This is a genomic window from Endozoicomonas sp. SCSIO W0465, from assembly GCF_023716865.1.
Classification (GTDB): Bacteria; Pseudomonadota; Gammaproteobacteria; order Pseudomonadales; family Endozoicomonadaceae; genus Endozoicomonas.
In genome coordinates, this window is record NZ_CP092417.1 from 5,683,811 (window position 1) to 5,707,567 (window position 23,757).

Below are 23,757 nucleotides of genomic sequence, written 5' to 3' on the forward strand. Positions count from 1 at the left end.
CCTGTCAGCGTTTATTAATCCTATCCTATTAGCCTGGAGCTAGATAAGAATGCATAACCCCCCTTCATCCCGATCCACCATAACCGTGATGATACTAATCATGTTCACTTTACTGACCGGTTGTGAACAGGAACAAACCGGACACACAAAAGTCATCCGCCCCGTCAAACTGTTTGAGATAAAAGATCCTCAGCAGCAGCAGTTACGCTATTTTCCGGGTAAAGTCACTGCGACCGAAGAGGCTGAAATATCCTTCCGCATACCGGGCCAGATTGACAAGATCGACATCAAACAGGGTGATGAGGTTAGGGAAGGTCAGGTACTGGCTTATCTTGATGACCGGGACATCCGCAATGGGCTTCAGGATCGTCAGGCTAACTATGAACTGGCCCGGGCAGAGTTTGAACGCGCCAGCTCCCTGTTGAAAAAGAAAGTCATTTCACAATCCAGCTACGATACTGCAAGTGCCAGGCTGAAATCGGCAGAAGCTGCACTGAAATTGAGCCGGGACAAGCTGGCTTATACGACACTGACAGCCCCCTTCAGTGGTCGGGTCGCCCAGACGCTCGCTGAAACCCATCAGCAGGTTCAGGCCCAGCAACCGGTACTCATCCTGCAAAGCAGCGACCGGCTCGATATCAGCATCCAGATTCCGGAAAGCATCGTCTCCCATGTGAACAAAAAGACAGTCAACCACGACTATCAACCCATTGCCACCTTCCCGGGAGCACCAGGCAAAGCGTTTCCGGTCAGTTACAAGGAACACGCTACACGAATAACGCCCGGCACTCAGAGTTACGAGGTGATTTTCACCCGGACCGCACCAACGAATATGAACATTCTTCCCGGTATGACCACCACGGTCATTATTGACCTTGCCCGGATTATCGACACTCAAGGGCAACCCGGATACGTTCTGGTGCCCATCTCCGCCGTAGCCCGGAATGATGCTGACAACAAGACCGTGGTCTGGCGTTTTGATGAACAGACCAGACAGCTGACACCGATTGAAGTTGTTACCGGCCGTATTACCGAAGCGGGAGTGCAGATCCTGTCAGGCCTCAACCCTGGTGATCAGATCGTTACTGCAGGCCTCAGTCAGCTATACGACGGTATGACCGTCAAACCGCTGCACAAGGAACGAGGGCTGTAATCCATGAATATTGCTGAATATTCCATTTCCCACCGGGTGATCAGCTGGATGTTTGTGGTTATCCTGCTGGTTGGTGGTGCACTGTCGTTTCTTGGCCTGGGTCAGCTGGAGTTCCCTGAGTTCACCATCAAGCAGACAATGGTGATTACTCACTACCCGGGAGCCTCCCCGGAACAGGTGGAAGAAGAAGTCACACTGCCTCTGGAAGAAGCCATACAGCAAATGGAGTATGTCAAGCACATCGACTCCATCAGCAGCAATGGCCGTTCCCAGATTATGGTGGAGATGAAAGACCGGTATGACAAAAACCAACTGCCCCAGATCTGGGATGAGTTACGCCGTAAGATTAATGACAGCCAGAGTGGCCTGCCTCCAGGTGTCTACCCATCAGTTGTCGTGGACGATTACAGCGATGTCTATGGCATGCTGTTCAACATTACCGGAGAAGGCTACACCTCCAGAGATCTGGAAAACTACGCCGATTACCTGAAACGTGAGCTGGTGCTGGTTGAAGGGGTCAAAAAAGTCACCATCGCCGGTGCCCGTCAGGAACAGGTCGTCGTTGAGATGTCCCAGGCCAAACTGGCCAACCTGGGCATCGACCCGGCCTGGATATTCTCCCTGATTCAGCATCAGAATGTGGTTTCCAATGCCGGTAATATGCTGGTTGAAGGGCGTTCCATCCGCATTCATCCCACCGGCGAGTTCAATAACGTTCAAGAACTGGAACAACTGATCATCAGCCCACCGGGCAGCACACAACTGGTTCGACTCGGTGATATTGCTACTGTTCGCCGGGACTTCGATGAAACACCGGATACACTTTATTATTCCAACGGTCGCCAGGCCCTGTCACTGGGTATCTCATTCGCATCCGGGGTTAATGTGGTGGATGCAGGCGACGCTGTTCGTCACCGTATTGATGAGCTTAAGTCTGAGCAACCGGTTGGTATTGAGCTGACTAAAGTATACGACCAACCCGCAACCGTTTCGGAATCCGTCAATGGCTTCCTGATCAATCTGCTGGAATCGATTGCCATTGTTATTGTCGTATTGCTGCTGGCCATGGGCGTACGTTCAGGCCTGCTGATGGGTGCCGTTCTGCTGTTGACCATACTCGGTACGTTCATTGTTATGAAGGCCATCGGCATCGAGCTCCAGCTGGTCTCTCTGGGTGCCCTGATCATTGCCCTTGGCATGCTGGTTGATAACGCCATTGTAGTGACAGAAGGCATTCAGGTCGGCATACAACGGGGCCTCACCCGGTTGCAGGCCGCAAAGCAGGTCGTCAGCCAAAACCAGTGGCCACTGCTGGGTGCCACCGTGATTGCCATTATGGCATTCGCCCCCATCGGCCTCTCTGATGATGCTACGGGTGAGTTCTGTCTTTCGTTGTTCCAGGTGCTGTTGATATCCCTGTTCCTCAGCTGGATCACAGCGATCACCCTGACACCCTTCTTCTGCAACATGCTGTTTAAGAAAGATGAGCTTGCCCGGCAAACGGCGGGTGAAGCAATAGATCCTTACAAAGGGGCGCTGTTCACCCTGTATAAACAACTGCTCGGGTTCTCTCTGGTGCACCGACCCATGACCATCGGCTTGACGGTTCTGGCACTGGTACTGGCCATCCTGGGTTTTGGCTCGGTGAAAAATGTCTTTTTCCCACCATCCAACACACCGATGTTCTTTGTGGATTTCTGGATGCCCGAGGGCAGCGATATTCGCGCTACCGAAGCAAGAGTAGAGGAGTTTGAGCAGCTGGTAATGACGCTACCCGGGGTAAAAAATGTAACCACGGTGATTGGTCAGGGAGCACAACGTTTTATTCTCCCTTACATGCCGGAAAAGCAATACAGCAGTTTTGGCCAGCTGATTATCGAAACAGATAATCTGGACGCCATTACCCCGCTAATTCCAACATTGGAAACCCGTCTTACCGAAGACTTTGGTGATGTCGAGTACCGGGTCAAATACTTACAGAATGGCCCCTCAGCTGCCGCAGAAATTGAAGCCCGTTTCTATGGAGAGGATCCGGAAGTATTACGATCACTGGCGGTGCAGGCCATAAATGTACTGCGTGAGGAGCCGATGGCTACTCATATACGACATGGTTGGCGTAATCAGGTCAGCCTGGTTCGGCCCCATCTGGACGAAGCCAGCGCCCGCCGCAGCGGCATATCCAAACAGGCACTGGACGATGCTCTACTGGTTAACTTCACTGGCCGTCAGGTTGGGGTCTACCGGGAAGGCAGCCAGTTAATGCCATTGATTGTCCGCTCTCCGGAATCCGAGCGACTGAATGCCGACAGTATCACTGACCTGCAGGTGTGGAGTGCAGACCATAACAGTTATGTGCCCATCACCCAGGCCATTTCCAGCTTTGATACGGAATGGGAAAACCCGTTGATCATCCGCAGGGATCGTAAGCGCATGCTTTCTGTAATGGATGACCCGGAACTGCTGAGTGATGAAACCGCTGATAGCGTTTTCCGTAAGGTACGTACCAGGATCGAAGCCATTCCACTGCCCGATGGCTACCAACTGGAATGGGGCGGTGCCTATGAACTCTCTTCTGATGCAGAGAGTGCTGTATTTGCCTCTATTCCGCTGGGTTATCTGGGGATGTTCCTGATTACAGTACTCCTGTTTAACACCATACGACAACCTATCGCTATCTGGTGTACCGTTCCGCTGGCGTTAATTGGTGTTGTGGCCGGGCTGCTGGCACTGAACGCACCGTTCAGTTTTATGGCACTGCTGGGACTGCTCAGCCTGTCTGGCATGATTATCAAGAACGGTATCGTTCTGGTTGAGCAGATCAAACTGGAGCTGGAGGAAGGCCGGGAAGAACATGAAGCCATTTTTCATGCCTCAGTCAGCCGTCTGCGTCCTGTCTGTATGGCTGCCCTGACCACCATGCTGGGGATGATTCCACTGCTGTTTGATGCCTTTTTCAAATCCATGGCCGTGACCATTATCTTCGGCCTGGGCTTTGCTACCGTACTGACACTGATCGTACTGCCGGTGATCTACTCCCTGCTGTACAAAATCAGCTTTAAAGGATTCGATTACCGCACTATTGCGTCCTGATCGATACAGATGTCGGCTTCTGACTGAAGCCGACTTATCCCGCTGCTTCTTTCTGTTACTTCCCGGAAGGTGGCTTCAGGTTATAACTCAAACTCTGGTATTCCGGTTCGACAATGCCAAGCCGACGATTGATCACCACGGTTAAACGGAAGAACAGATTACAGAGCATATTGCCAAACCGAGGTAACTCCCCCGGTACGTCAATGCCATGAGCGTCCACCTTGACCAGCGATCTGACCGCCTTCTTGGAGAGTGAGCGACAACTGTGCAGTAACTGTACCGGTCGACCGCCCCTGGGCAGGACAAAACCGTGCAACTGCCCCTGAATCTCTTTCTGGTATTGGTCAAAGTAACCGGCCAGCCACTGAATCTGCTCTTCAAATATCGCCTGCTATCCCCGAACCGAGCCATTCATGTGAAAAATTCTGGGCTGCAGTTGATCCAGAAAATCATAGATATCAGCAAACCGCTCATCCCCTTCCAGCTCAGTGATAACGCCACCGAGGGTGGCACACAGCTCATCGGTGATGATTTCATAATCACACAGCGGGGAGTCTTCACAGATAAATGGGTAGCAAAGTTCGCGGATATCACCGGAGTGCTTCAATGTCATGGCAAATCCTGTTTATTGCAGAGATAATCTCGTTCCCACGGTCCCCCGTGGGAATGCATACGGGAGCTAGCAAACACTGCAGAGCTTATTGATAGTTCGGTCTGCATTCCCACGGGGGACCGTGGGAACGAGGTCACAGTTGCGGGGACCAAATAAAGGTTGCGAATATACCGCGTGGTTCCGGATTGTAGTCAAGAGTCGTTTGATAATCTTTATCAAACGCATTCACCAATTTCGCTTCTACCTTGACAGTTGACGTTACCTGCATTGCTGCCCGTAAGTCCAAAAAGCCGTAACCGGGAGCTTTGTCTCCTCCCCAATGGGTCGTTTGACCTCTAGCTGTGAAGTCGCCACCTACAGTAAATTGGCCAAACTGCCGATTCAGATTGACATTAAACTCTTGTCTAGCACGCTTCAATAAAATATCCCCAGTTGTCAGATCTTTGGGATCCAGGAAAGTTATGTTAGAGACCAGGTCCCAGCCGAAGATATTTCCACCGAGTGACAGTTCAACTCCTCGGATACGCGACTTATCGACATTAGATTTTTGATAAATAGTATTGCCCCCTGTCGTATTGCCAATGCCTTTATTAACAATAAGATTATCAATATTGTTTTCGAATACGGACACTGACCAGTAAGCAGAGGCTAGATCCCCTCTAAGCTCCAGCTCATAGCTCTCTGATTGTTCGGGTTTCAAGTTCTGATTACTTAAATATATATCACCACTTCCACTTTCAGGTGCATAGAGTTCGGCCATAGTTGGCGCACGATAAGCAGTTCCGTAGGAAGCAATTAATTTCATGTCATGGGGTAAAGGAAAACCCCAAGCGATATTTCCAGTTGTATGTGCACCATAGGCATCATTATCATCAGTGCGCAGACCAACTATAAGATCACTCCACCCAAAATCTGACTGATTTTGTACAAAAACTGCCTTGTTGTTGCGAGAGGTGATGTTTTCACCGGAATCAGGCTCGATATAGACATTTCCATCATCAACATCATCCTTGTGATAATCAGCACCTGCTGTTAGCAACTGAGTATCACTCCAAGCAACATCATTAATCCAGGCAAAGGTTTTTCGGTTTGTTTTGAACTTGCCTGTACTGGAAATAGCCCCCGTATCTGCATTTTTTATCAAGTTGTCATTGTCATCAACAGAGTAACCTGTTTCAAAGCGAGTATTCCACACATCATTGACCGGAAGACGATAATTTAACTGATAAATCGTATTGCTGAATTCGGTATATGCTTCTGTAGCATCCCACGCATCATATTCAGACTTTCCCTGATTATGAACAATAGAAAAACCAGCCTCAGAATTATTTTCAAAACTGTGACGTACATTGATAGAGGCAGATTTATTTCTATAGGCATCATCATCATCATAACCATCTGCATCTACAGGAACATATCGATCAAAGCCCTGAGTTTCAAAAAAACTGGTGTTGACATTAAAGCTGGTATTCTCAACCTTCCCGCCATAATTTAGATCAGCATTACCGGTAGTACGACTTCCTCCACCAACTTTGACAGTCAATCTCGGATCACCGCTGCCTCTACGAGTAAAAATCTGAATAACACCACCAATTGCATCAGCACCGTAGAGGCTGGATTTTGGGCCACGGACAATTTCAATTCTTTCAATCTGATCAGGATCCAGATAAGGAATAGATGGCATGCCCCCGGTTACATCATTGATTCGCACACCATCTACCAATACCAGAGTATGATTTGAGTTTGTGCCTCTCAAAAAAATGGAGGTTGATGAGCCATGCCCCCCATTTTCCGTAATCTGAAGCCCTGGAGTAGTTCGTAAAAGTTCTGTAACACTTTGCGTCTGACTACGCTCAATCTGCTCCCGATCAATCACCGTCACAGGCGCCAGCGTCTCATCAACAGTTTGAGCGGTCCTTGCTGCGGTAACAACAATCTCCTCCAATTCATAAACTTCTTCTGCCTGAGTAACAGAACTCATCATGGACATTGCCACAGCAACAGAAAGCCCGGTGCGTACAAAAACAGAACGCTGATTAAACGACATTTAATTTATATCCTTATCTAAGCGGATGGTCTTGATAATTTGCAGGAGCCTGCTTTCTCAGAACGGGTTCAGAATGGGCTCTCATCATAGGGTTTTTCTGGGAAACTACATATCCGGAATGCTTTGTTGCTGAGCGCACAGCTTGTAACTGGCGACAGATCATCTCTGCTCCGTCAAGAATCCTCGGCGTCGGTCTGGCAATCAGATCACTGGGTACCGAAAACAGTTGATGACGCTCTACCGCCTGCAGGTTTTGCCACTGGCTCCAGTAGTCCAGCAGCGCTTTGCGGGTCTCCGGCGTATCCCCTTTGGGATTGGAACCAATGATCACCTGCGGGTTACGACTGATCAGGGACTCAATGCCCACTCTCGGGGTACGTTCTGCCAGCTCACCATAGATATTGCGACCACCACAGAGGGTGATCACATCATTAATGGCCAGCCCGTTACCCACTGTCATCAGCGGCGTACGCCAGATCTCAAAAAACACCGACAATGGCCGCTGTTCACTGTATTGCCGACGAAGTCCGGCCAGCCGCTGTTGAAAGGCAGCGACCGTTTTTCTGGCCTGTTCAGTGGTTCCGGCAATCGTTCCCAGCCCGAGCAAGGCCTGCTCGATACCGGCAAAGTTGACTGCATTGACATGGAAGGTATTAACCCCCAGGGATTCCAGCTGCTGGATCACCGTCGGAGAATCCCCTCCCTTCCAGATCACCACCAGATCCGGCGACATGCCAACAATAGCTTCTACATTGATATTGGGGTAACCACCGACCCTGGGCAGTCTAAAGACATTTGTCGGATAATCACTGTGCTGGTCCACAGCAATCACACGATCGCCCGCACCGGCAGCAAATAACAACTCAGTGGAGCCCGGCGACAGGCTGATAATTCTGGGCGAACGGGTACTCAGACAGACGGGGCGGCCACTCATGTCGGTCACACAGTTCGGGCTGTCAGATTCGCTGGCCTGAGCGGTGCTGAAAGGCAGTAAAACGCCATCGACCAGCGCTATAGCCATGACCAGCATTAACCGGGACAGTCTGCTCTTCAGTATCTTGTAGGGTACAGAATGTGTTTTCATGGTGTCCCTGAGTCACAACCAATACTCAGGGCGGCACACGCGGCCACAGCACTTTCTCAGCAAAAGCGCCGTGTAGCAGGAGATGTGTTCCCAGCCGCCAGGTTACCCGCCCGGTTTGAGCCTGCATACAGGCTACTTTTCTAGGGCTTTGCAAAGGCAGGTTTCCTGACTCTGGCGTCGTCGTTCTCAGCAGCCTTCCCGGGCATTACCCAGTGACATCATTATTGCTGAAACTCTTCCATTACAGTTGCGGGTACAGTCAGGGTTTTTCACCCTGTTCCCTCTTTTGACCCATTGCCTTTATCTGCGATGGATGATCAAAAGCGTCGTGATTTATACCAATCACTGACATACCCCTTACAAAGTCTCGCAATATTAATCAAACATTCGTTTTAAATCACTAGGGAATTGCCGATTTCTGGCGCTTATTTTTGATCATGATCGTCGGTTCTGCTTTTCTCCGACGCTTGCCAGAGCACTTCACCCTCATCCCGGAGTGCACAATGACGACCCAGAACGTACATCAGATCGGAGAGACGATTCACAAATTTCAGCAACGGTTCATTGATCTTTTCACCACTTTCCTGAAGAGCCTGGTTTAATTCGATGATATGCCGCTCCGCCCGGCGGGATACGGTTCGAGCCATGTGGCAATAACAGGCAGACTGCCCACCGCCCGGCAGCGTGAAGTTTTTCAGTGGCGGTAATGGCTCATTAAGCTGGTCAATCAGAGCCTCAATCCTTTGGGTATGGGCTTCCTGAATGAGCTGATATCCCGGCATGGCCAGCTCCCCGCCTACATCAAACAGCCGATGCTGGATATCCTGAATCTGTTGCAACTGATTTTCAGTGACTTCATTACCTTGCTTCAGGGAGTGGATCAGCACACCCAGCCAACTGTTGGTTTCATCCACAGAACCAATGGCATGAAGCCTCGGGTGAGACTTCGCCAGTTGCTGGCCATCACCAATACGGGTCATGCCCTTGTCGCCAGTTCGGGTGTAGATATGGGTCAGCCGGTAGCCTTTTCTTTCCGTCATGTCTTAGGGCCTGTTGTGGTTTTGTTGCGAGCCGGCGGCTCAGAAAAACGTCATACTGCATTCAGTCCCCCATAACGGCACCTTCCCGTCGTGGATCTGCCGCTCCCTCCAGACCGGACGCCTTTATCACAATGGCATGCAGGCTGCTGTTAAGATCACGGACAGAAACCTTATACCCCATCGCTTTAAGAGGCTTGACAAGTGCTTCCGCGTCAGTTCCAGCCTCCAGTTCATAATGGCCATGCATATTGATTCGGTGAGATAAACTAACGGCCTCATTCACGGGTAACTGCCAGTCAAGATGAGCAATGATCGTTTTGGCTACATGAACAATGATACGGCTGCCACCAGCTGAGCCAAGCAACATATAGGGCTGACCATCACGTAACACGATAGTGGGAGACATAGAGGACATTGGCCGTTTCCCCGGCGCTATGCGATTGGCAACCGGCTTGCCATCAATGAATGGCCTGAAGGAAAAATCTGTCATGGAATTATTCAATAGAAAACCACGAACCATCAGGCGTGAACCAAAAGCATTCTCTACGCTGGATGTCATCGCCACGGCATTGCCATCGCCATCAACAATGCTGATATGGGTAGTTGCCGGGAGTTCCAATGCTTCACCGGGAGCATGGCTTACCTGATCAACACCGGGCGGCAAGCCCGGGGCAACTGCCTGCAAGGGCCTTCCAGTGTGAAGCAGCTGGCTTCGCCCAAGAAGATAGGACTTATCCAGCAACCCCTTGGGCACATTCACAAAGTCTGGATCAGCAATATACTGTCCACGATCGGCAAAGGCCAGGCGTGTTGCATCGCCAATCAGTTGCCAGCTATCGGGATTGTCCTTACCCAGTTCAGACAGCTTGTGGTGATCCAGCAACCCAAGCATCTGTCCCACGGTCAGTCCACCTGAACTTGGCGGTCCCATTCCACAGACCTGATACTCCCGGTAATCCATACAGACCGGATCACGCTCTTTAACCTCATAATGCCTCAGGTCACTCATACTCAGGAGGCCGGGATTATCGGTTACTGAGTTCACCGTTGTGACAATATCGCGACCAATCTCTCCCTGATAGAAAGGATCAATCCCACGACGGGCAATGAGAGACAGAGTATTGGCAAATGGCCGGTTTTTCAGCAGATCACCTTCCTGAACAGGACGTCCTCCGGGATAAAAGTAGTTTTTCGTGGTTTCATACCGACTCAGACGTGCCTGATCCATGGCAACAAGCCTGGCCAGTCTTGGTGACACAATGAACCCTTCCTGAGCCAGTTTTATCGCTGGCTTGAACAACGTTTGCCAGGCAAGTTTCCCGTGCTTTTGATGCACCTCGTACATCAATTTAAGAAGACCCGGGGTCGCCACAGAGTGCCCGCCCACCACCGCATCATAAAAGGTCAGGGGCTTCCCGTTTTTATCAAGAAAGTGATCTGGCTTTGCCAACGCCGGTGCATTCTCACGACCTTCCCAGGTTGATAGCTGCCCGGCGTTCTTATCAAAATAAACGACTAATCCGACTCCCCCGATACCTGAAGACTGAGGTTCGACCAGGTTCAGCACCAATTGAGTGGCGATGACAGCATCAATCGCAGAACCGCCCTGTTTGAGGATGTCATAACCGGCCCTCGCCGCATAGGGGTTTGCTGCAGCCACCATATAGCTGGATGCCTTCACCAGTTCCTGTTCCGTATTCCCGGTGCCGGGCTCCGGCGCAATCTCTCCCGGAGGAATGGTGTCAGCCAGCACGAAATGAACGTGTATCCAGAAGATGCCTGCAACAATCCATGTTATTCGTTTACCCACGCTTCATCCTCTCTTTCATTTCTCAGGTGTGAACCCGGTGCGCTGATTGATAATGAAATAATAAGCTTCCGAAGAACCCTGCCATTACCACCTTACGAATATCAGTGATATCACATTGTAGACTGCAGGAATACAGCTAAAGAAGCCAGCAAATTCCGAGCGTTCAATTTGCTGGAGCGTCAGAAGGTTGTGAGTAAAGCTGGAGATCAAACAACCGGTTCCGGGGCGTTTTCCCGCTCAGTAACATACCGGTACAGATCTTGATAGACCTCCCACAAATGAGAACCAAAAAGTGGATCAGACATCTGTTTAAGATCATTATCAACCAGCACCAGATCTTCAACAGTCAATAAGGACTGCATCGCCGGAATCATAAACTGATTTTCCAGCTCCATATGCTCCCGCTGCAATTCACTATAGAGCGCGTATTCAGCCACCAGAAGATTGATAGGAACAACCTGGTCAGAGGCAACGGTATTGAAAGCCTCCACAAGCTTCTGGGTCATTGCCGTAATCTGCCGGTGTTGATCCTCAATCATATCAAACTGTATCCGCTCTTCTTTACTGGCCAGACGGGGACGAAGCCGGGCCATCAACCGGGATTCCAGAGGGTGGTGAAATGCATCCGGATAGTTGTGCATATAATCCAGCGCTTCAATGATAATGTTCAGCCGGGGATTGTGCTCACTGCCTTCCCGATAGCCAGATACTTCATAATCCAGGTAGTCCAGCAACCTTGCCATATGCTGATGGTCTTTGATGATCCGGTCAATCACTGTTGTCATATAGCATCCCCCTCGGATATTTATTCTTGAATACTCGTTTTTATAGTCTCGGTTTTTATAGACCCGATTTTTTAGGCCTGGCTCTTTTTGAGTATTGATACAAATGACTTTTGCCCGATTGTAGAGAATACCATGAATTATTTTTCATGAAATTGACAGATGACAACGGTAATCGCTAATTTACACAGCCTTGCAAAACACTTTCACACCAAGACGCCCTTTTTATGTCCTGCATCAACAAATAGAGCCATACCGAACGGTAAGCTTCCATGTTCATGGTCATTGGCTCGGAGGTTACTGTGCCGAACCCCCTGTACATGCTTGAGTACCTCGAATACGCCGGCGTTGATATTAAGCCTCTCATTGATGAGAAAGCCATTAAAAAAGAGTATATGAGACAGATATATCGTGTGGACTCGCGCGATAAAATTCTCGATAGCAAGGGCAAAGTGGTTGGCAAATCCAGTAGCCCACGACACTTGCATTGATACTCCCAAGAATCAGTATCCCTTCTGCGGGCAGTGTTTCACTCACTGCTCTCTTTATTAGCGACAATAATCAATTTAAAATGCCGGCAAATCAGCTATTCCGAGGATTCCAATGCCTTACGCTCGAGAACTGAAAAAAGGCCAGATTGTAGACATTGAAGGCCAGTATTATCAGGTTCGTCAGGTTGAGGCGAAAAGCCCATCTGCCCGCGGCGCCCAGACCTTGTACAAGATTCGTTTCAGTGCGGTTCCCGGCGGCCAGAAACTTGAACAGACACTGACCGGGGATATTCTTCTCGCCGATGTGAACCTGCACAGAAGAGCGGTAACTCTTCTCTACCGTGAAGGTAATGAGTGTACTTTCATGGATTCTGAGGATTATTCCCAGTACCTCGTCAATGCCAGCTCTATTGAGGATCAGCTTCTCTATATCGCTGACAATATGGAAGGCCTGACAGCCCTTCTGGTTGATGGCCAGCTGCTGGCGATTGACTTGCCTGCATCCGTTGCGCTGGAAATCGTCGATACCGCGCCCGGCATAAAAGGCGCATCGGCAGCAGCAAGAACAAAGCCAGCCCGGGTCAGCACAGGCCTTGAGGTTCAGGTCCCAGAGTACCTGAGTAACGGTGAAGTCATTAAAATCAACACGGAAACAGGGAAATTCATGTCCCGCGCCTGACGTTGAAGAGTTTCCGGAGCCCCTCCGGAAACCTTATGCAAAATATAAGAAAAACTTTCATTCAACAGCCTGGTTAAAACACCCGAAATAATATATCAAATCGAAATATAATACCTTTGTTTAAGTTATTTCTGATCATTAGAAACCTAGTATGTAAACATACATTTAAAAACTCTTGGTTTACGCAATACGTTTTATAAGTTTCAAATCAATAAAAATTATCCAATCAATATCAAAAAATCAGAACTTTCTTTTGGACAGACCAATGAACACAAGTTAAACAAACCCAATCAAGGAAGTAGGCTATGACATTAGGAAATATTGCTCACTGCATTTTTCGAACAATTTGTTTCCCTATGGCTGTGGGTTTTATTTCCTGCTTATCCGCTGATCAGTCCGCTATGATGGTATCGAATTACAGCCCCCTGTTTTCTAACAATGCTTCTTCCCCCGATTATTATGTTGATCAAGTACCCACTTATCATACTGAAGACAAAAAACCGAAATTTATTTTCAGACAGAATAAAGAGATAAATGAACGGCGCATTAGCTCATTCATTTACAAGACCATTGATGACCCGAACAAAGTCCAAAACCAGGTTGCAGCTACCGCCATAGTATACGGACTGGACAGTATAGGGCTTGGAGAATCAGTCAGAGAGGGTCTCTATTTTATCAAGAAAAATACCCGTTACTCGTTCGGCCACTGTGGAGAGCTTCGTTTAAAGACCAATAGCATTACTGCAGGCAATTGCTTATCGGACGGCGGCTCTGTTGAACTGAATTCAAATTACAATTTGAACGCTGTCCAGCTACAGTTTAAATGGTCCCTGTAAGTAAACAGTGGTGGTGTCGCTGTCATTAACAAGTGCTAGAATGCCTGCAGCATCAAACCTAATGGTAATCATCATTGAACACCCGCAAACTGTACGCTCAATATTCCCGTCAAATTGAATTATTCTCCCCCTGGCAACTGACAGCGTTGGCCACCGCAGTAACTGAGAGAGCCTGGCCCAACTTTGCTCTTTTTTCAGAGCTTGCCGAATTTGGTCAGCCTGTCGAGGTCAGGCACTGTCTGAACCTGCTCTGGGACTATACGGCCGGACTTCAATCGGCAAAAAACTTTGAACGTCTGCTTGAACGACTGGATGAAAACACGCCAGTCCCTGAAGATTTTGATATGTTTGGTGTTCAGCCAGCACTGGACTTTTCGGTTAGCCTCAACTGCGCTATCCACTGCGCTATGAAAGCATCGGTTGACGAAGCTGCCAGTGCATTGACGGTGTCACTCAGCACGATTGGCAAGTTCATTAAATACACCGAAGCGGCAGAGCTGAAAGGGACAGAACTGACGCAGTATATTGAGGAGCATGAACTGTTTGAGATTCAATGTCGGTTTATCAGGGAGTTAATTAGCATGATCGGTCGGCAAAAAAACCCGCTAAAGAATTTACCAAAACGCTTCGGCTGCTTTCTGCCAACGATGGTGTTAGTCAACTGGGGATCAGTCTTGAGTAAGTTCAGTTGACCGGTATTCACCTCTACCTGGTAAATACCGGTTGCCCTCATACCTGATTACTTCACATTGGAAATGATATCCCTGAGCAGGGAATAGATCTTCTGCTGGGCGTTGGACATGGCCTCATAGTTTTGATTATACGTCTGCATCGCCCTTTGCAACTGCACGGTCTGTAGTTGACTGTTGCCATTGAGATTATCACGTGCATTAATCAGGCTCTTCTTCAAAGCGCCCCACTCTTCAGGGTTCAGCAGACCATTACCACTGGCATCCGGATAGGTAATCCTCAAAATATTACCCAGAAGCTCTTTCTCCTTCTGGGTGAGAAACGGTGTGGTGCTGTCAAACTCATTACTGCTTGACTGCCTGAACGCCAGCTTGCGGGCAAAATACCCTGAAACCTGGCTACTGGAATCATTAGGGTCAGTAGCACTTATTGCCTGGGTACCCCGGCCATCATACTCCCACTGATGCATACCTCCGGCCTCAAACAGGATGTGGCCATCGTGATTGTTGATATCCAGGCTATGCCGATTGTTCGGACGGGACGGGTCCTCCTCAGCCTCGGCCACTGCCGCATACTTATCATAGGAGAATCCCGGCAGAGTACTGGAGGCAGAGATTGACTCTATATTAATGTCTCCTTCATTCTCTGCAAAATCGATGTATGCTTTGAATCTTTCTGCTGATTGGCTCATCACGCGTTCAAAAAAACCATCAAGACTCTCTCCGTTAACCATTCGGTAGTTATACGATCGGGTATAAGTTTCATTTACCCCATCAGTATCCTCCAGCGTCAAGTTGAGGGTATAGCCATTAGCCTGCAACTCTCTTTCAAGCCCCTTCCTTTGTTCAGGGGTAAGGTTCATTTTTGCTACGTCAGATTTCACTCGTAACGTATAATCATTAGTGAATGTCTTGATACTTCCATAATCGTCAGAGTCATAGAAATTCCGGCTTTCACTGATACTTTTGGATGAAATGGAACTGGTTGTTTTGCTGGTCGCCGGTACCACTTCCTGATAACTGTACCCGGGAAGTTTAATATAGGTATCGATATACTCTATATCTATTGCGCCTTCCTCGTCATTGACATAGTTGCGGAAATCCACTTTGGAGCGATCAACGGCACGTTCAATAAATTGGTAGAGTGTTTCATTGGCGTAGGGCTGATAGGTAAACGTTTTATTATAATAATCATCCGAATTATCCGATTCACCGAGATGCCAGTAAATGTCCATCCCGCCGTCAGCTTCAATCTGGGCCAGGATAGCCGCCTGCTCCGCTGGGGACTTTTTCTTAATGGGCCCCTCCCACATGGAGAGTATTCTGCCTGCATGGGTACCATCGATGGTGTTGTAATCATCAGAACCATCATATTCCCCAGCGGTAAACAGATCGAGTCGAGCAACGTTTACCGTTTGCGTGGTTGTCGTCGCCACAGATGATACCGGATCAGTTGGACTCTCAACGGTAGGGGCTCCGATGCTTATTGCCCCTTCATCATTGACATTACTGATTTGCATTCCCTGATTATCTCTGGTGATGACAATCCTGGTTATATCCGCCAACCCTCCGGAAAAGTCTGCGGAGTTGAATGCCGTATCCGGGGCTCCGGCCTTAAAGGTAATCTCAGTACCATCATCCAATATGTAAGTCATGTCATTCATCACAGGAATGCCGACTTCCAGTGCATCCACCGTGGTTCCCGCTGGCACAGGTATCAATGTACGGTTCTGGTAGATTAACTGATTACCATCACTGTCAAGCAGAGTGAACGTATTTCCACCATTACCATCCGGTTTGAAGTTCACCCCGTAACCATTATCAAGCACAATACTGTTACCATTAACCTGCCAGGTCGGGGATGAATAATGCGTTGTTCCATACTCAGCAACATTAGCCTTACCAATCAACGTATTAACGGCTTCTACATACTGATTACTTTTATCAATTTCATCAATAATTCTTCGAACTTCTGAGTCCAGCATTTCTCCACGCTCAAGATAAACGGCAGCAATGAAATCCTGCTGACTCATATCTGCTGGATTTAGAGTTTTTACATCATTATTCGTGGTAACGCCATTAACGTTATTCATGCTGTTCTCATCCCTGAAAAGCAGTTATTTTTTTATCCCGATCCGTTTAAGGCCTATACATATCCCGAGCGTTTTTTAATGGTACTTGCTTTCTTCACTTTGCGTTGACTGAGCAGGCTGCTGGCACTACTGAGCTCTTTGCGCTTGGCCGATGCTTCGTCAACCATATTATTTTTAAACTCTTTGTGAAAATTGAGCAGTTCTTCCCTGGCTTTCTGCTTTTGGCGAGAGGTCCAGTAATCACTATTGATAAAAGCACGTAACTTTTGCCGGTCCATTCCACCATTTTTCATAAACGCTTCCTGTTTATCCAGCAACAGTTTCGCCTCGCGAACGGCAGCCTTTGATGCTTCAGAAGCCAGATAGTTGGATTTTTGTAATTTGGTAATATCTACCAGCCTGAGTTTAAGCGACATACCTCCCCCCGGATAACTTATGACCAGATCATTTTGAAACTCTCTGGATACCTATATCGGTCTGGGAACAAATCTGTGTAGGGTCTGTTGACGCTTCAGGATTGCAAAGCCTCATTAAGAAGCATTAACCGGGGGAAGTTGTATCGTGATGGTATTCGATATTGGCGACTCAACAGTAAAGTGCCTACAATATCGGCAAACAAGAAGGTTGGCGAAAAGTCCGGAGGCTCTATGGATATTGCTGAGTTAGAAACCTTAATGCTGCAGGTCTTAATCAGCGGGCTGGTTTTATTTATGGCCTTTATTGTTTATGACCTGGCCAAAAAATCCAATGCGGGAAGATGGGGTACATTTGTACTCTTTGGAGCTCTTGGCCTTGGTGTCATGGGTTTCCTGATCAAAACCTTTCTTGTCAGGATGATTGCTTAACCCCGATATTTCATAAACGTACTCCCGCTCTCGCTTCGTCCTTTGCCGCTCTAAGGGAGGATCGCAGCAAACGACAGATTACCAGTTGCTTCGTGGTTATGTCATTCCGGTTATGACATCTTTAGCTATAAATAGCCTAGCCAGGACATCCAGGCACTCCCCAAACCCAGCCAAACCAACAGGTATAACGAACTCATTATCAACCCTGCTTTCCACCAGGTGAAAAGTGATACATAACCAGCACCATAAAGAATGGGAGCCGGTCCATTCCCGTAATGGGTAACCACAGCACAAATGTTGCTCATATAGGCAAGCATAAGGGCTCCTCCCAGTGGGGGAACACCAGCACTGAGCATGATCAACAGAAAACCGGCATACATGGCACTGATCTGCGCTGTCGAAGCGGCAAAGAAATAATGGAAAAAGTAGTACAGTCCACAAACGGTGATCATCGCCAACCAGGCGGGCAAATCGCCAAACAGGACTCCAACCTGGTCACTGACATAGTTCACTACGCCATAGGCACTGAGGTAATGGGCCATGGTTATAAATGCCCCAAACCAGATCATGGTATCCCAAGCCCCCTTATTACCGCGAACATCATCCCAGTCCAGTACACCACTCAGGAGCAGAGTGCAGACCCCCACCATAGCTACCAGTGTCGCTGAAAGACCAAACTGGCGACCAAATATCCAAAGCATAAGAAGAAACAGGAATGTACCGGCCATAATCCATTCATTCCTTGTTAAAGCGCCCAGGCGATGGAGTTCATCCTTTGCCACCTTGACGGCCATAGGGGTTTCTTTCAAGTCAGGAGGGATAATGCGATACAGACAAAGTGGCATCAAGAGAAGACAGACAATACCGGGTAACAATGCCCCCAATGCCCACATAGCCCAGCTCAACTCAATACCTTGAGTACCGGCAAGCTTGACTACCAGCGGATTACCCGCCATGGCAGTCAGAAACATGGTGCTGGTAATAGCATTCGCATGGAAGACAATCATTATCAGAAAGGCCCCCATCCTGCTTGCGGTCGCTCCCGGTTTACTGTCATAAACCGTGGCAATGGATTGCATAATAGGGTACACCACGGCACCGGCGCGAGCGGTAGTGCTGGGCATTGCAGGGGCCAGCAGCATATCCGTCAGGGTCAGGCCATAACCCAGAGTCAGGGTTTTCCTTCCCATGATGCGCATGAAGCAATAGGCAATTCTGAGCCCAAGCCCGGTTTTTATAAACCCCTGAGAGATGAAAAACGCCAGCACCACCAGCCAGGTAACAGGATCACCATAGCCTGCCATTGCTTGCTTGAGTGTCACCGTTTCGGTCAGTCCCAGGGCGGTCACCCCCATGAGCGTAATTGCAGACATCGGCATCGGGGTAATCATCACCCCCAACAGGGTGCTGATAAAAATAATCAGCATATGCCAACCCTGCAGTTCCAGACCTTCCGGAGTCGGGAGCAACCAGAGAATTACTCCGAATAGCAATGGTGTTAAAAAACTGAAAACGGATTTCCAATCAGTTGCCCGTTGCCGAGGCTGTTCACAGCTTACTGGTGGTGTACTCACACAAACCTCTTTTCAAATATGGCTACGGCCACAGTCTAGTCGACAGGTTCTCCAGCATTTATAATTCTGACTTTTCTCATCAGTGATTACCCATGCATGCTTCTGTTATACGCCCTTCCCAAAAAAGCCGATTACTGCTTTTTAATAAACCCTACGGTGTGCTAACCCAGTTTACCGATCAGGAAGGGCGGCAAACGCTGAAGGATTTCATCAACATTCCCGGCATCTATCCTGCAGGCAGGCTGGATCGGGACAGCGAAGGGTTATTACTGCTGACGAATAATGGCCAGTTGCAAAACCTGATTGCTTCACCAAAGCACAAGATGCCCAAAACATACTGGGTTCAGGTTGAGGGAATCCCGGACTCTCAAGCCTTAGACCATCTTCGTACCAGAATAGTTCTAAACGATGGCCCCATCCTCCCGGCCCAGGCAGAAATTATTGTTTCTCCTGATGTCTGGCGCAGAGAGCCCCCTATACGGGAAAGAAAGTCGATTCCTGAGTGCTGGATTCAATTAACAATAAAGGAGGGTAGAAACCGTCAGGTAAGAAGGATGACGGCTGCGATCGGCCATCCAACACTCAGACTGATTCGCTGCCAGATAGGGCCATGGGCAATTGACGACCTCCAGCCAGGCCATTGGCGGGAGTTGGAAATTCCTGCTTCACTGAAAGACAAACTTAATAAAAACAGATCCAACCGTGTAAAGTGGAAAACATCAGAAAAGCACCGTTACTGGAAGAAATAATTCTTCAACACTACTTACCGGTCAGCAGAGCGGCATTAGCCATAACCCTGACAACGGTCACCATTTTGTCGCTATTACCCGTCAATAATTTCAGTGGTATGGATCTGAGATTCTGGAGGCTACCGGTTGCTGCTGACAAAATAGCACACTGCATTGCTTTTCTGGTTATTTCCGGTCTGATTGATGGCTTTTGTTATCAGGACAGTTTCAACCTGAAAAAAGCGTCTATCGCAGTGTTATACGGTATCTGGATTGAGGGCCTGCAATCCCTTACCGACTATCGCCACCTCTCGTTCTGGGATATGGTCGCCAACTGCATTGGCATTGGTATTTACTGGTTATTGATTCCTGCTTTTAAAATAACGCCTGTGTTAAGAGTTCGCTGGCAGTATAAAGAGAGACTCTCTGAAAAAATAACACCCGATCCCTGAAGCTAACCGGGCTCACCTCCACACCCATAATGTGATTAAATTACCTGACTCAGGAAAACCCGCAAACGTTCATTTTCCGGCGCGTCAAAAAAAACGTCTGGCTCACTGTCAACCAGTAATTCACCGCCATCCATAAACAGAACCCGATCAGCCACTTCACGGGCAAACCCCATCTCATGAGTCACCACCACCATGGTTATCCCTTCTCTGGCCAGCTGTTTCATAACATCCAGCACTTCTCCAACCATTTCCGGATCCAGCGCACTGGTGGGTTCATCAAACAACATAATCCGCGGCTGCATCGCCAGCGCCCTGGCGATGGCAACACGCTGTTGCTGTCCACCCGAGAGCTGCGGAGGAAAGCTGACAGCCTTATCCAACAACCCTACTTTCAGGAGAAGGGATTTTGCCCGCTCTTCGGCTTCAGCACGGCTGATCCCGCGAACCTTCATCGGGGCCAGACAGATATTGTCCATCACTGACAGATGAGGGAACAGATTAAACGACTGGAACACCATGCCCACCTCTTCCCGGAGCTTATTCACATCCCCGGGGGTGGTCAGTGAGATATCATCAACAACAATCTCACCGTCATTAATGGTTTCCAGCTGGTTAAGGGTTCTCAGGAAAGTCGACTTGCCGGAGCCGCTGGGGCCAATGACCACGACGACCTCTCCCTCCCGGATAGTCTGATTAATATTCTTCAGGGCATGCACCCCGTTGGGATAGACCTTCTCAACTCCGGTGGCCTGGATAATCCCCGCTGTGGATAAAGTGTCATCAGCAGATAAAGAGGCATCAGCAGATAAAGAGGCATCTGCGGATGCGGATGCGGATGCGGATGCGGATAAAGAGCCTTCTGCGGATAAAGAACCTTTTGCAGATACAAAGCCTTCAGTCTCTGACAGCATATCTCACCTCCAAACGACGAACCAGCCAGGAAAGTGTGGCGGTCAGAATCAGGTACAACAAGGCAACACTGAACCATACTTCAAATGGGCTGAATGTCACACTCACTACTTCCCTTCCTGCCTTGGTAAGGTCGGTGAGAGAGATAACGGATACCAGTGAAGAGTCCTTGATCAAGTTGATAAACTGGCCTGCCAGCGGTGGAAGCACCCTCTTGAACGCCTGGGGCAGAATGATATAGCGCATGGTCATCCCACGGCTCATCCCCAAACTTCGCCCTGCCTCCATTTGCCCCCGGCTGATTGATTCGATACCAGCACGGATGATTTCTGCCACATAAGCCCCGGTGAATACTGACAGCGCGACCACCCCTGCGGTGAATCGCTCCAGATCCATAACGGTGCCGATAAAGAAATAGACAATAAAGATTTGCACCAGCAGGGGCGTTCCCCTTACCAGCTCGACATAAACGGTAGCAAGGTGCCGCAGTGCCGGATTTGGGGATATCCGCGCCAGGCCTGCCAGTGCCCCAAGAAGAATCGCAAAAACAATGGACACCAGTGAAAGCTTGATAGTCATCCAGAGCCCGTTGGCTAACGGCCCTGGCTGCCAGTAATAGTTAACCGCCAACAGATCACCCTCGAAGATCAGATCACCATCCCCGATAGCTATTTCCTGATACCCGGTAACCGTAACACGCTCACGGCCATCAATATCACTGACGAGTGTCAGCTCTGCTCTTTCGTTATTTTCCTTACTTAACTCAATAGTGCCATCAAACTCCGCACGAAGTTCATCGCGGGCCTGATAAACAAGGCTCTATTTTGATTACGAACTGCTCTACAGTGAAAACTGACTGTAGGTCACGAAAAACAAGGATTGGGCAACATTACCGGACAATATGCTGACAACCTTTGTAGATAAAGGGCTTCAGCAATGTTCAACCCAGTAGCAGTCTGAAATCCTACAAGAGCCTAAATTTTTTCCGACACGTTCCCGGAGGGAAGCACTGTTCCTTTGGGCTTGAAAGTTCATATGTAACATCCTTGTTTACGGCTGTACGACTTGAATCCGGTAATCCCCGGGCTCAGGCCTTCCTGACGAATAGGCCAGAGGTTTAATGCACTGGATTCACGGTGGGCGGGACAACAGAAACCGCAATATGAGGAAGGACAACAAAATCTTCATCGCTTACGGAATGAGCTTAGGCGGGAATCAGAGGGGAATTTTCGCGGGCTATAGAAAGATGACTGTGAACGGATGAATTGACGATTTTCTGTTATGGGCGGTGGTGGGCTGATTTTTTTTCCAGTCACTTTTATAGTCTGCATAACATTTGGTAATGCACGATTATTTTTTGACAGGGCTGGTAATTGGCACAATAGTTACCGGATGATTTTGTATGCGCCGGTTCACTCCTGCTCCTTCTGGTAACGCTTTTCTCTTATGATTTCCAACCCTCCCCAACATATCGCCATCATTATGGATGGTAATAATCGCTGGGCCCGGCGCAGTCTGCTGCCAGCGCTTTCCGGCCATCGTGCGGCTATTAATACGGTGCGGGATGTGATCAAACGGTGTCGGGAGCTGGGTATTCCCTGGCTAACCCTGTTTGCCTTTTCCAGTGAAAACTGGCGGCGCCCGGCGGATGAGGTCAGCGGCCTGATGCAGCTGTTGCTTAATGCCCTGGAGAAGGAGGCTGGGAAACTGGAGCAGCACGATATCTGCCTGAAAATTATTGGTGACTGTTCAGCGTTAAGCCCGCAGATTCAGGCCGCCATTGGGCGTTGTGAAGCCAAAACCGCTAAATGCAGGGCGATGACACTGATGGTGGCGGTAAATTATGGCGGCCAGTGGGATCTTACTCGTGCTTTCAGAAGGTTGGCGGCGGTGGTTAAGGCTGAGGATCTTGAGCCGGAGAGTATTCAGCCCGGACAGATTGAGGAATACCTGGCTACGGAGGATGCACCACCGGTGGATTTGCTGATTCGTACCAGCGGTGAAAAGCGGATCAGTAACTTTTTGTTGTGGCAGTGTGCTTATGCGGAGTTTTACTTCTGTGACACGTTGTGGCCCGATTTTACGGCTCAGGATCTTGATGGGGCTATTGCTGATTTTCAGGGGCGGGAGCGGCGGTTTGGGCGGAGTGAGTAACGGGAGTGTGGTTAAGGATTTGTTTTTTGATTCACCACAAAGGCTCAAAGGACACAGAGAAAAGCATTTTTATCTTTGCTTCCTCTGTGTTCTCTAATAGAGTCACCGTCTTGCAGAACGTGCTGGTAACCGGCAGCTACCCACAGCTTTTCGTTGATATTGTATGCTTGCTCAAAACCAACAGTAACTGCAGGGCCTTTATTGTCGAGATCGTCACCCAGCTTGATGCCGTCGATTTCGGCCAGAACCGTCAGGCCGCCACGCTCGGTGGTCGCAAAGGTGTGACCTACTTCGATGGTTGAGGTAGCACGGGAACCGCTGAAATCCGGGTTACTGTGGTGCTGAACGTTACCGGTAATGCCTCTTACCGGAAATATAACTTCTTTTTATGCAGCCTTTGGATTGCTGCTATATACTTCCTGTATATAGCTTCAAGGTGGCGACTGATATGGCTCAAGGTACTGTTTTTGAAAATAATCGGACTCAGGCAGTCCGGTTACCGGCGGAGACCCGTTTTCCCGGTGGTGTTAAAAAGGTCAATGTCAGGGTACGGGGGCAGGACAGGATATTATCTCCGGTGGGTAAGGGCTGGGATTCCTTTTTTAATATCAATCCTGAAGACGGCGTTACCGATGACTTTATGACCGAAAGGGCTTCACAGGAACAGCGGGAGCGGGAGTCACTTTGA

24 protein-coding genes and 1 riboswitch are annotated in these 23,757 nt (G+C 48.9%); of the genes, 12 read left to right on the forward strand and 12 right to left on the reverse strand.

Going from position 1 to position 23,757, the window contains the following annotated elements; genetic code table 11:
* Nucleotides 1-100: 100 nt before the first annotated feature.
* Both MJO57_RS25350 and MJO57_RS25355 read left to right on the forward strand, forming a co-directional pair.
* Nucleotides 101-1,153 (forward strand): efflux RND transporter periplasmic adaptor subunit, encoded by a 1,053-nt coding sequence (locus tag MJO57_RS25350; protein WP_252019759.1) that lies wholly within the window; start codon nt 101-103, stop codon nt 1,151-1,153.
* 3 nt (nt 1,154-1,156) lie between these two features.
* On the forward strand, nt 1,157-4,243 hold the full coding sequence (locus MJO57_RS25355) for an efflux RND transporter permease subunit (protein ID WP_252019761.1): 3,087 nt from the start codon (nt 1,157-1,159) through the stop codon (nt 4,241-4,243).
* Nucleotides 4,244-4,298: 55 nt separating this feature from the next.
* Here MJO57_RS25355 and MJO57_RS25360 read toward each other — a convergent pair whose 3' ends face one another.
* The 7 genes from MJO57_RS25360 to MJO57_RS25390 all read right to left on the reverse strand — a co-directional run bounded on the left by MJO57_RS25360 (nt 4,299) and on the right by MJO57_RS25390 (nt 11,622).
* A complete protein-coding gene (locus tag MJO57_RS25360; protein WP_371924915.1) occupies nt 4,299-4,628 on the reverse strand; it encodes a hypothetical protein in 330 nt (109 codons plus the stop codon).
* A gap of 6 nt (nt 4,629-4,634) precedes the next feature.
* A complete protein-coding gene (locus MJO57_RS25365) occupies nt 4,635-4,856 on the reverse strand; it encodes a hypothetical protein (RefSeq protein WP_252019763.1) in 222 nt (73 codons plus the stop codon).
* 133 nt (nt 4,857-4,989) lie between these two features.
* Nucleotides 4,990-6,903 (reverse strand): TonB-dependent receptor domain-containing protein, encoded by a 1,914-nt coding sequence (locus MJO57_RS25370; protein ID WP_252019764.1) that lies wholly within the window; start codon nt 6,901-6,903, stop codon nt 4,990-4,992.
* Nucleotides 6,904-6,916: 13 nt separating this feature from the next.
* On the reverse strand, nt 6,917-7,987 hold the full coding sequence (locus MJO57_RS25375; RefSeq protein ID WP_252019766.1) for a cobalamin-binding protein: 1,071 nt from the start codon (nt 7,985-7,987) through the stop codon (nt 6,917-6,919).
* A 137-nt stretch (nt 7,988-8,124) separates the two neighbouring features.
* Nucleotides 8,125-8,304, reverse strand: a riboswitch (cobalamin riboswitch).
* Between the two features lie 108 nt (nt 8,305-8,412).
* Nucleotides 8,413-9,027: a cob(I)yrinic acid a,c-diamide adenosyltransferase gene (locus tag MJO57_RS25380; RefSeq protein WP_252019768.1), complete on the reverse strand. Its 615-nt coding sequence runs from the start codon at nt 9,025-9,027 to the stop codon at nt 8,413-8,415.
* Nucleotides 9,028-9,088: 61 nt separating this feature from the next.
* A complete protein-coding gene (gene ggt, locus MJO57_RS25385) occupies nt 9,089-10,837 on the reverse strand; it encodes a gamma-glutamyltransferase (protein WP_252019770.1) in 1,749 nt (582 codons plus the stop codon).
* Nucleotides 10,838-11,043: 206 nt separating this feature from the next.
* Nucleotides 11,044-11,622, reverse strand: a complete 579-nt coding sequence (locus MJO57_RS25390) for a hemerythrin domain-containing protein (protein WP_252019772.1) — start codon at nt 11,620-11,622, stop codon at nt 11,044-11,046.
* Nucleotides 11,623-11,897: 275 nt separating this feature from the next.
* Here MJO57_RS25390 and MJO57_RS25395 point away from each other — a divergent pair, with 275 nt between their 5' ends.
* From MJO57_RS25395 to MJO57_RS25410, 4 genes are all read left to right on the forward strand, one after another.
* Nucleotides 11,898-12,110, forward strand: a complete 213-nt coding sequence (locus MJO57_RS25395; protein WP_252019774.1) for a hypothetical protein — start codon at nt 11,898-11,900, stop codon at nt 12,108-12,110.
* Between the two features lie 112 nt (nt 12,111-12,222).
* Nucleotides 12,223-12,789, forward strand: a complete 567-nt coding sequence (gene yeiP / locus MJO57_RS25400) for an elongation factor P-like protein YeiP (protein ID WP_252019776.1) — start codon at nt 12,223-12,225, stop codon at nt 12,787-12,789.
* 305 nt (nt 12,790-13,094) lie between these two features.
* Nucleotides 13,095-13,625: a hypothetical protein gene (locus MJO57_RS25405; protein WP_252019778.1), complete on the forward strand. Its 531-nt coding sequence runs from the start codon at nt 13,095-13,097 to the stop codon at nt 13,623-13,625.
* Between the two features lie 74 nt (nt 13,626-13,699).
* Entirely contained in the window at nt 13,700-14,317 is a 618-nt protein-coding gene (locus MJO57_RS25410) for a DUF416 family protein (protein WP_252019780.1), read from the forward strand.
* 47 nt (nt 14,318-14,364) lie between these two features.
* Here MJO57_RS25410 and MJO57_RS25415 read toward each other — a convergent pair whose 3' ends face one another.
* Nucleotides 14,365-16,347 (reverse strand): hypothetical protein, encoded by a 1,983-nt coding sequence (locus MJO57_RS25415; RefSeq protein WP_252019782.1) that lies wholly within the window; start codon nt 16,345-16,347, stop codon nt 14,365-14,367.
* 113 nt (nt 16,348-16,460) lie between these two features.
* Entirely contained in the window at nt 16,461-16,823 is a 363-nt protein-coding gene (locus MJO57_RS25420; RefSeq protein WP_252019783.1) for a hypothetical protein, read from the reverse strand.
* A gap of 231 nt (nt 16,824-17,054) precedes the next feature.
* Here MJO57_RS25420 and MJO57_RS25425 point away from each other — a divergent pair, with 231 nt between their 5' ends.
* Nucleotides 17,055-17,252 carry a DUF2788 domain-containing protein gene (locus MJO57_RS25425; protein ID WP_252019785.1) on the forward strand — a complete coding sequence of 66 codons (198 nt, stop codon included), beginning with the start codon at nt 17,055-17,057 and terminating at the stop codon, nt 17,250-17,252.
* Nucleotides 17,253-17,377: 125 nt separating this feature from the next.
* On the opposite strand, the gene MJO57_RS25430 is transcribed toward MJO57_RS25425, so the two are convergent.
* Nucleotides 17,378-18,826: a DASS family sodium-coupled anion symporter gene (locus MJO57_RS25430; RefSeq protein ID WP_252019787.1), complete on the reverse strand. Its 1,449-nt coding sequence runs from the start codon at nt 18,824-18,826 to the stop codon at nt 17,378-17,380.
* A gap of 92 nt (nt 18,827-18,918) precedes the next feature.
* On the opposite strand from MJO57_RS25430, the gene MJO57_RS25435 reads away from it, so the two are divergent.
* Both MJO57_RS25435 and MJO57_RS25440 read left to right on the forward strand, forming a co-directional pair.
* Complete coding sequence (locus MJO57_RS25435; protein ID WP_252019789.1) at nt 18,919-19,575, forward strand: pseudouridine synthase; 657 nt, start codon at nt 18,919-18,921, stop codon at nt 19,573-19,575.
* Complete coding sequence (locus tag MJO57_RS25440; protein WP_252019790.1) at nt 19,536-20,006, forward strand: VanZ family protein; 471 nt, start codon at nt 19,536-19,538, stop codon at nt 20,004-20,006. The genes MJO57_RS25435 and MJO57_RS25440 overlap by 40 nt, the downstream gene beginning before the upstream one ends.
* Nucleotides 20,007-20,041: 35 nt before the next feature.
* Here the strand turns inward: MJO57_RS25440 and MJO57_RS25445 are convergent, their stop codons facing one another.
* Nucleotides 20,042-20,764: an amino acid ABC transporter ATP-binding protein gene (locus MJO57_RS25445; protein ID WP_252027112.1), complete on the reverse strand. Its 723-nt coding sequence runs from the start codon at nt 20,762-20,764 to the stop codon at nt 20,042-20,044.
* Nucleotides 20,765-20,900: 136 nt separating this feature from the next.
* A complete protein-coding gene (locus MJO57_RS25450) occupies nt 20,901-21,545 on the reverse strand; it encodes an amino acid ABC transporter permease (protein ID WP_252019792.1) in 645 nt (214 codons plus the stop codon).
* An 816-nt stretch (nt 21,546-22,361) separates the two neighbouring features.
* Here MJO57_RS25450 and uppS point away from each other — a divergent pair.
* From uppS to vapB, 3 genes are all read left to right on the forward strand, one after another.
* Nucleotides 22,362-23,069: a polyprenyl diphosphate synthase gene (gene uppS, locus MJO57_RS25455; protein ID WP_252019794.1), complete on the forward strand. Its 708-nt coding sequence runs from the start codon at nt 22,362-22,364 to the stop codon at nt 23,067-23,069.
* Nucleotides 23,070-23,095: 26 nt separating this feature from the next.
* On the forward strand, nt 23,096-23,371 hold the full coding sequence (locus MJO57_RS25460; protein ID WP_252019796.1) for a hypothetical protein: 276 nt from the start codon (nt 23,096-23,098) through the stop codon (nt 23,369-23,371).
* A gap of 134 nt (nt 23,372-23,505) precedes the next feature.
* Entirely contained in the window at nt 23,506-23,757 is a 252-nt protein-coding gene (vapB, locus tag MJO57_RS25465) for a type II toxin-antitoxin system VapB family antitoxin (protein WP_305881897.1), read from the forward strand.

What these genes read in the sequence shown, in the direction of transcription:
- MJO57_RS25350 (WP_252019759.1), top strand. Translation starts at nt 101, where the DNA reads ATGTTCACTTTACTGACCGGTTGTGAACAGGAACAAACCGGACACACA.
- MJO57_RS25355 (WP_252019761.1), top strand. Translation starts at nt 1,157, where the DNA reads ATGAATATTGCTGAATATTCCATTTCCCACCGGGTGATCAGCTGGATG.
- MJO57_RS25365 (WP_252019763.1), bottom strand. Translation starts at nt 4,856, where the DNA reads ATGACATTGAAGCACTCCGGTGATATCCGCGAACTTTGCTACCCATTT.
- MJO57_RS25370 (WP_252019764.1), bottom strand. Translation starts at nt 6,903, where the DNA reads ATGTCGTTTAATCAGCGTTCTGTTTTTGTACGCACCGGGCTTTCTGTT.
- MJO57_RS25375 (WP_252019766.1), bottom strand. Translation starts at nt 7,987, where the DNA reads ATGAAAACACATTCTGTACCCTACAAGATACTGAAGAGCAGACTGTCC.
- MJO57_RS25380 (WP_252019768.1), bottom strand. Translation starts at nt 9,027, where the DNA reads ATGACGGAAAGAAAAGGCTACCGGCTGACCCATATCTACACCCGAACT.
- MJO57_RS25390 (WP_252019772.1), bottom strand. Translation starts at nt 11,622, where the DNA reads ATGACAACAGTGATTGACCGGATCATCAAAGACCATCAGCATATGGCA.
- MJO57_RS25395 (WP_252019774.1), top strand. Translation starts at nt 11,898, where the DNA reads ATGGTCATTGGCTCGGAGGTTACTGTGCCGAACCCCCTGTACATGCTT.
- yeiP (WP_252019776.1), top strand. Translation starts at nt 12,223, where the DNA reads ATGCCTTACGCTCGAGAACTGAAAAAAGGCCAGATTGTAGACATTGAA.
- MJO57_RS25405 (WP_252019778.1), top strand. Translation starts at nt 13,095, where the DNA reads ATGACATTAGGAAATATTGCTCACTGCATTTTTCGAACAATTTGTTTC.
- MJO57_RS25415 (WP_252019782.1), bottom strand. Translation starts at nt 16,347, where the DNA reads ATGAGTCAGCAGGATTTCATTGCTGCCGTTTATCTTGAGCGTGGAGAA.
- MJO57_RS25420 (WP_252019783.1), bottom strand. Translation starts at nt 16,823, where the DNA reads ATGTCGCTTAAACTCAGGCTGGTAGATATTACCAAATTACAAAAATCC.
- MJO57_RS25425 (WP_252019785.1), top strand. Translation starts at nt 17,055, where the DNA reads ATGGATATTGCTGAGTTAGAAACCTTAATGCTGCAGGTCTTAATCAGC.
- MJO57_RS25435 (WP_252019789.1), top strand. Translation starts at nt 18,919, where the DNA reads ATGCATGCTTCTGTTATACGCCCTTCCCAAAAAAGCCGATTACTGCTT.
- uppS (WP_252019794.1), top strand. Translation starts at nt 22,362, where the DNA reads ATGATTTCCAACCCTCCCCAACATATCGCCATCATTATGGATGGTAAT.